Below are 6,978 nucleotides of genomic sequence, written 5' to 3'. Positions count from 1 at the left end.
GTTAAGCGCTTCTGCTTGTTCAGCGCCCGTCGAGCACAGCCTCACAACGCCGCCGGAGCGCCCTGCAGATGCGCATCGGGGCCGAAAGGCCTCGCCAAAACCGGCTTGCACGACACATCGGAACCGTCGGCACCCAGGCTCCAAATCCCTGCGCCGACACCCCACCTCAGGCCGATATCATAGCCGCTGTGATCAGCACGTATCAGGCCGAGCCATCGGGGCGCTTGACCGGGCTTATCCTCAAACCGCAGCAATCATGGCTTCACCGACGCTTCAGGAGCATCAATGTCGAACGACATGCGCTTCCGGGGCCGAATGCCGCTGGCGACCGGTTCGGGCAGAGACGTTCGCGCGCCTCGGATCATGTTGACGAAACTGCTCGGCTCACGCGGATCGGAGCCGGCGTCGCGGCGGTGACGACGCCGGTCGCAATGGCTTTCACGATGTCGCCGGGAAGGAAGACCAAGCTCGCCATGGCTGCCTGGGCGAGGGACATGCCGGAGATCATCGACAGGCCCGCAATCCCAAAGGCGTAAATCACCAGGACGCCGCCCACGAAGGCGGCCAAAGCCGCCGATACGCCGACCGGCAGTCGCTGCGGCAACGCCTGGAAGACGAGACCCGCCACGAATGCGCCGGGGAGCCATCCGACGAGGAACCCGACCGTCGGTCCGACGAAAACGCCAAGACCGCCGCGGCCGCCCGCCAGGATCGGCGCTCCGAGCGCGACCACGAAGATGACGAGCAGAACGGCTGCCGCGCCCTGGCGCGGGCCCAAGAGAACCCCCGCCAGCATGACGCCGAGACTTTGCGCCGTGATGGGCACGCCGCCCGCGAAAGGCAGATCGAATTTCGGCAACAGGCCGAGCGCGGCGATGATGGCGGCGAACAGAGCGATACGAACGAGGCTACGGGTGGTCATGCGGGCCTTCCTGTTGTCTTGCCGAGGAGATCGACGGATCGAAGCCTCTGGCCTCGAGAGCCTCGGCAATCTGGTCGGCCATCCGCATAGCATCCCCCACGAAGGGCGCAAGCAGGCGCAGAGACACGCGCCGGCCCGTCCTGGCGCGCCAGGCGTCCTCCCTCCGGCTCCAGGTCTCGAGGAGGACGGGAATGAACCGGAGGAGAAGGGCAACGGCCAGGGCAGGTGCCCGGGGGTTGATGCCCAGGTGAGCCAGGGGCCCGAAGGCCGGGGCAACGGCCGACATCAGATCCTGCATCGTGGTGGTCAGCGTGACGAGGTTCGCGGCCGCCACCATGAGCAGGATGCGAAGGACCGATGCCGCAGCGCCGGTCCAGGATTCCATCCAGGCCTGGATCAGCGCGATCACGATCAGGAACGGGAACAGCGGCTTGAGCAGCGCGAGCCGGCCGAACATGTCCCGCCCGAGGCTCGCATAGAGCAGCAGCAGGGCCCCGAGGCCGAGGGCGAGCCAGCGCCAATCCGTCAGGGGGAGCACGGCGAGGCTCAGGACGGCGATCGCGATGAGCTTGGGTCCTGCGGGAACGCGGTGCAGCCAGGTGGCCCGGGAGACATAGCTGGAGATCATGGAATGATCTCGGGTTGCGCGCGCGCCGCCGCATCATAGGCCGCGAGAACCTCCTCCGGGGGGCCATCCGCGTGGATGCGGCCGTTCTCGAGCCAAAGGATCCGGTCGAAGCGGGCCAGGAAGTCGAGATCGTGGCTCGCCATGATCAGGGGCTGGGGCAGAGCCTCCAATTGTCGCGCGAAGGCGAGCCGCGTGCGCAGATCCAGGCTCGCGAAGGGCTCGTCGAGCAGGATCAGACCAGGCTGAAGGGCAATCACCGAAATGAGGCAGACGAGCTGCTTCTGACCCTCCGACAATTCCTGGACGCCGCGCTCAAGCCAGTGGCTTTTCCCGTAGCGCGACAGCCAGGCGAGAGCTTCGCGCCGCGCCTCCTGGCGCGTCATTCCCTGTTCCTCGAACCCGAAAGCGATCTCCTCGCCGACCGTGGGAAAGATGATCTGCCTGTCAGGATCCTGGAAGAGAAACCCGACCCGGGACGGGATCTTCTTCCGATCCGTCTTCGTGTTCAGGCCGACCGTGGTGACCGTCCCGCCGGTGGGCTGCGCCAAGCCATGGATCAGGCGGAGCAGGGAGCTCTTGCCCGATCCGTTCGAGCCGATCAGCCCCACCCGCCGCTCACTCAGCGCAAGGATCAGCTCGGGGATGACGCTCCGATCGCCGTAGGAGAAACTGACCCGGTCGAAAATGACATGAGGGGACGCGGTCACGAATTCAGGAATCCTTCGGCATCAAATGTTGTCTGGTCCGGAGGGATGAAGCTGGGTCCCGCGCGCGGCGGGCGCAACTCACCGAGCAGAGAATTTCCTTCGATAGAGCACACACTTATCCAAAACCTTGCCGCTTCTCTCCATGGACGGAGCCGGGATATGCGCTAGAGTGGCGCCGAACCGTATTGCAGCGGTTTTGCCTCATGAGGGAAACGATGTCCATGAAACTGACCCGTCGCGATTTGGCCAAACTCGGTCTTGGCGCAGGCGCCGCCGCCGCCCTGGGGCGCAACGCCTTTGCACAGGTGCCGGCCTTCTTCCGTATCGGGACCGGCGGCACTGCAGGGACCTATTATCCGATCGGCGGCCTGATCGCGAACGCCATTTCGAGCCCGCCCCAGCTCGTTCTGACGGCCCAGGCCTCCAACGGCTCCGTGGCCAATATCAATTCCATCGCCTCAGGCGCTCTCGAGTCCGGGTTCAGCCAGGCCGACGTGGCGTCCTGGGCCTATACGGGCACCGGCCTGTTCGAGGGCAAGGGCAAGATGGAGGACCTGCGCCTCATCGCCAACCTCTATCCGGAGAGCATCCATCTCGTCGCCGCCAAGTCCGCCAATGTCAAATCCGTGTCGGACCTGAAGGGCAAGCGGGTTTCGCTCGACGAGCCGGGCTCCGGGACCCTGGTCGATGCCCGCATCATCTTGGGCGCCTGGGGCATCAAGGAAAGCGACGTGAAGGCGGATTTCCTGAAGCCGAACCAGGCGGCCGAGCGCATGCGCGATGGTGGCCTCGACGCCTTCTTCTTCGTGGGCGGCTATCCGACGAGCGCGATCACGGAACTCGCGGCGACCGGGGGCGGCATCGACATCGTGCCCCTCACGGGTCCCGAAGCCGACGCGGTCCGCAAGCAGTACAGCTTCTTTGCCGCCGACGAGATCCCGGCCGGAACCTACAAGGATGTGGGCGCCGTGAAGACGCTTGCCGTCGGCGCGCAGTGGATCACCTCCGCGAAGGTGCCGGATGCGGTCGTCTACGAGGTCGCGAAGGGCCTCTGGAGCGACAAGACCCGCTCCGCCCTCGATGCAGGTCATGCGAAGGGCAAGATGATCCGCAAGGAGAATGCGCTTGCCGGCGCGGGCATCCCGGTCCATGCCGGTGCCGAGCGCTTCTACAAGGAAGCCGGCCTGCTCAAGGGCTGAGCCCCGCCGAGCGTTCACGATGCCTCCCGCGCCACAGGGTTGCGGGAGGCATCGTGTTTCAGAGCCCTTGCCTGCAGCATCCGGTTCGATCGAGATGCGAGGCACGCGCTGAGTTCGTATCAATGAGCGGGGCGCCAGAATGCGCAGCGCCGCTTGACCATGAGAACCGCCATGTCCATGCCAGACACGTCCGCCCTGATCGAGAGCCGCAGCCTCGAGGAGAAATTCGATCCCGAGATGCGCTTCCGGCCGCTTCTGCCGGGAACGGCTTGGCTCGTCGCGGGCCTGCTGATCGCGCTCTCGCTCTTTCACTACTACACGGCGGGTTTCGGGCTGCTGCGCGAGGCGACGCATCGCGGCATTCACATGGCGTTCGTGCTCGGCCTGATCTTCCTCGTGTTCACGGCCTTCAAGACCGATCAGGACCGGGTCGTTCCGTCGAGCCTGTGGCGGCCGGGCGGCATCTCCCTCATCGACTGGGCTTGCGCGGTCGCCGTTGCGATCGCCAGCCTTTATGTCCCATGGATTTTCACGGAACTGGCCTTCCGCGTCGGCAATCCGTCGCCGACGGATGTCGCCATGGGGACGATCCTCATCGTTCTCTTGCTCGAGGCGACGCGCCGCTCCGTCGGATGGCCGCTTCCGGTCATCGCCATCGGCATGATGCTCTATGCCTATTTCGGCCCCTCCATGCCGGGCATCCTGCAGCATCCCGGCGCCACGTGGTCGAACATCGTCAATCATCTCTATCTCACGAGCCAGGGCATCTACGGCATCGCGCTCGGCGTCGTGGCGACCTATGTCTTCCACTATGTGCTGTTCGGCGTGCTGGCGACCCGGGTCGGTCTCGGCAAGCTCTTCATCGATCTCGCCACGTGCCTCGCCGGACGCTATGCCGGCGGCCCCGCGAAGGTGTCCATCTTCGGATCGGCCCTGTTCGGCATGATCTCGGGCTCATCCATCGCCAACACGGTGACGGTCGGCTCCCTCACGATCCCCGCCATGATCCGCGTCGGCTACAAGCGCCATTTCGCGGCGGCGGTCGAATCCGCGGCATCCACCGGCGGGCAGATCACGCCGCCGATCATGGGTGCGGCCGCCTTCCTGATGGTCGAGTTCCTGAACGTGTCGTACCAGACGGTCATCCTCGCGGCCGTGGTTCCCGCCTGCATGCACTTCTTCGGCGTCTTCATGCAGGTGCACCTGGAAGCCAAGCGCGCGGGCCTGCGCGGCCTGCCGCCCGAGGAAATCCCGAATGCCCGCAAGGTGATCCGCGAGGGCTGGCAGACGATCATGCCGCTCGCCGTTCTGCTGATGGTGCTGTTCTCCGGCTTCACGCCCTATCTGGCGGCGTTCTGGGGCATCACCGCGTGCATCGTGGTGGGCGTCAGCCGCGTTCCCGCCGTGACGCTCGGCTTTCTCGCCGCCGTTGCGGGCGGCATCGCCACGGGCCTGCTCACCCAGCTCGTTTTCGTGCTGCCGCTGCTCCTGCTCGTGCTGGCCCTGATCGTCTATGCCTATGTCACGAGCGAGGCCGGCAAGGCGAAGGTCATCGACCTCATCGATGCGTTCGTGGTCGGGGCGAAATACGCCATCAGCGTGGGCGCCGCTGCGGCCACGGTCGGCATCATCGTCGGCATCGTGACGCTCACCGGCGTGGGATTCAAGATTTCCTTCATCGTGACGTCGTTCGCCGCGCAGATGGCGCAGACCATGAGCGAGATGCTTCCGGTGGGGCTCATGGATCTGAAGGGCATGACCTTGTTCTTCACCCTGCTGATGACCGCCATCGTGTGCATTCTGCTCGGCTGCGGCGTGCCGACGACGGCGAACTACATCATCATGGTGACCGTGGCCGCTCCCGCTCTCGGCATGCTCGGCGTGGTTCCGATCGTCGCGCATTTCTTCGTGTTCTATTACGGCGTGCTCGCCGACATCACGCCGCCCGTGGCGCTGGCGGCCTATGCGGGCGCGAGCATGGCAGGCGCGGATCCGTTTAAGACGGGCAACACCGCTTTCCGCCTCGGCCTCGGCAAGGCTCTCGTGCCCTTCGTGTTCGTCTATGGCCCGGCCATGCTGCTGGTGACGCCGGACTTCACCTGGGCGAGCTTCTTCCTGGTGACCGCAGGTGCCGTCGTCGGCATCCTGTGCCTGTCGGCGGCCTTCGCCGGCTATGCGCTGACGGAGATGCGGGCATGGGAGCGTTGGCTCATCGGAATCGCGTCCTTGCCGATCATCGCGCCGGATCTNGCGCACGAACGGTGCCCCGTCCGGCCTGATCGCCGGCCAGGATCCATTCCGCGCATCGTCTGTTGTCCCTGAAGGGTTTCTTGCGAGAAGCCCTTCAGGGACACGCGATGGAGCTTGTATCCGCCTTTCAGATCCTCCCCTCCGACAGCGAGCGCCCCGGCGCTTTCGCGGTTTTCCCCTATGACCGCGACCTCGTGCGCCGGTTCCGTGGGGCATTCCCCCGGGCGCGCTGGCGGGGGGAGGAACAAGGCTGGTTCGTTCCGGGAACCACAGCCGTGCAACGGCTCGAGACCTGGATGGCGCAGGAGCTTCAGAATTTCGACCGGCACGCGGATGCAAAAGGGCGGGACGCCTACCTCTTCGAGCCGCTGGAAAGCTCCTACCTCACGATCGGGAGCGATCTGAGGATTCGAACCCCCTATTCGCGCACGATCGTCGAGACCCTGCGTTCCATTCCCTGGGCCCACTGGAATCCTGACGAAAAGATCTGGCACGTTCCCTTCCGGTCCTACGAGGATCTGCGGTCGAAATGGCCTGTGATCGAGGAGGCCGCCCGGCGCAACGAGCCGGAGGAACGGAAAAGGCGACGCGACGAGCAGAGGCAGCATGGCGCCTCGGCCGTCAGTCCGATCCAGATCGAACGTCGACGGAGACGCTATCCGGTTCCCGGAGACGATCTCCCGCCCGTCGAGACTCCCGTCATGACGCTCTCCTGGGGTGTCGTGGTGTTCGAGGACATCGACCATCATGTGGTCGGAGAGGGCCTGGACCGCAGCCTCTATCCTCACGCGACGGAGGATCCGGGGCGTTATGTCTGGGCGTATTGGAGGATGCCGACTCTTGAGGAGACTTACCGGGCCCGGCCGGCGCGCGAGGCCGAGGCGCCTTCACTGCGCGAGAGCAGGGGCTGGTGGCTGCCCGATCGGGGCGAGCTTCAGGAGCGGGCGCGCAGATTGCGCGAGCTGGAGCGCGCGCAGCGCGCGCGTCACGCGGCGCAAAAGGATTCCGTCGATCCCGGGAGGTAGGGCAGGGACCACAAAAAATCCGGGCACGAGGCCCGGATCGATAAGGACGGATCTGCTCGATCAGAAGGGGATGTCGTCGTCGAACTCGCTGCGGCGGGAGCCTGCATTCGCCGGCTCGGGCCTGCGCTCCATCGGAGAGGCTCGTCCGAAGTCGCCGCCGCGGCTGATCTGGCCCGGCTCCTCGTCGCCATACTCCGACGCGCCGCCGCCCTGGCGCCCGTCCAGGATCGTCAGCTCGCCCCGGAAG

General features: G+C 65.7%; 5 protein-coding genes and 2 pseudogenes. 3 read left to right on the top strand and 4 right to left on the bottom strand.

Features of this window, described 5'->3' with window-relative positions:
- Positions 1 to 361: 361 nt before the first annotated feature.
- The 3 genes from E4K09_RS23655 to E4K09_RS23645 are packed head-to-tail and all read right to left on the bottom strand — an operon-like array spanning position 362 to position 2,257.
- Complete coding sequence (locus E4K09_RS23655) at positions 362 to 922, bottom strand: biotin transporter BioY (RefSeq protein ID WP_134500152.1); 561 nt, start codon at positions 920 to 922, stop codon at positions 362 to 364.
- Entirely contained in the window at positions 909 to 1,550 is a 642-nt protein-coding gene (locus E4K09_RS23650; protein WP_134500151.1) for an energy-coupling factor transporter transmembrane component T family protein, read from the bottom strand. Before E4K09_RS23650 ends, E4K09_RS23655 begins: the two co-directional genes overlap by 14 nt.
- Positions 1,547 to 2,257, bottom strand: a complete 711-nt coding sequence (locus E4K09_RS23645) for an energy-coupling factor ABC transporter ATP-binding protein (protein ID WP_204985779.1) — start codon at positions 2,255 to 2,257, stop codon at positions 1,547 to 1,549. The genes E4K09_RS23650 and E4K09_RS23645 overlap by 4 nt, the downstream gene beginning before the upstream one ends.
- Before the next feature lie 221 nt (positions 2,258 to 2,478).
- On the opposite strand from E4K09_RS23645, the gene E4K09_RS23640 reads away from it, so the two are divergent.
- The 3 genes and pseudogenes from E4K09_RS23640 to E4K09_RS23630 all read left to right on the top strand — a co-directional run bounded on the left by E4K09_RS23640 (position 2,479) and on the right by E4K09_RS23630 (position 6,731).
- Positions 2,479 to 3,456, top strand: a complete 978-nt coding sequence (locus E4K09_RS23640; RefSeq protein ID WP_204985780.1) for a TAXI family TRAP transporter solute-binding subunit — start codon at positions 2,479 to 2,481, stop codon at positions 3,454 to 3,456.
- Between the two features lie 159 nt (positions 3,457 to 3,615).
- Positions 3,616 to 5,705, top strand: a pseudogene (locus tag E4K09_RS23635) (TRAP transporter permease); the annotation flags it as partial.
- A 108-nt stretch (positions 5,706 to 5,813) separates the two neighbouring features.
- Positions 5,814 to 6,731 carry a hypothetical protein gene (locus tag E4K09_RS23630; RefSeq protein ID WP_134500148.1) on the top strand — a complete coding sequence of 306 codons (918 nt, stop codon included), beginning with the start codon at positions 5,814 to 5,816 and terminating at the stop codon, positions 6,729 to 6,731.
- 60 nt (positions 6,732 to 6,791) lie between these two features.
- On the opposite strand, the pseudogene E4K09_RS23625 reads toward E4K09_RS23630, so the two are convergent.
- A pseudogene (locus E4K09_RS23625) lies at positions 6,792 to 6,978 on the bottom strand (single-stranded DNA-binding protein); the annotation flags it as partial.

This window comes from Microvirga pakistanensis (assembly GCF_004458765.1).
Classification (GTDB): Bacteria; Pseudomonadota; Alphaproteobacteria; order Rhizobiales; family Beijerinckiaceae; genus Microvirga; species Microvirga pakistanensis.
This window is presented reverse-complemented; position numbering and strand designations above follow the sequence as displayed.

What these genes read in the sequence shown, in the direction of transcription:
- E4K09_RS23640 (WP_204985780.1), top strand. Translation starts at nt 2,479, where the DNA reads ATGAAACTGACCCGTCGCGATTTGGCCAAACTCGGTCTTGGCGCAGGC.
- E4K09_RS23630 (WP_134500148.1), top strand. Translation starts at nt 5,814, where the DNA reads ATGGAGCTTGTATCCGCCTTTCAGATCCTCCCCTCCGACAGCGAGCGC.
- E4K09_RS23655 (WP_134500152.1), bottom strand. Translation starts at nt 922, where the DNA reads ATGACCACCCGTAGCCTCGTTCGTATCGCTCTGTTCGCCGCCATCATC.
- E4K09_RS23650 (WP_134500151.1), bottom strand. Translation starts at nt 1,550, where the DNA reads ATGATCTCCAGCTATGTCTCCCGGGCCACCTGGCTGCACCGCGTTCCC.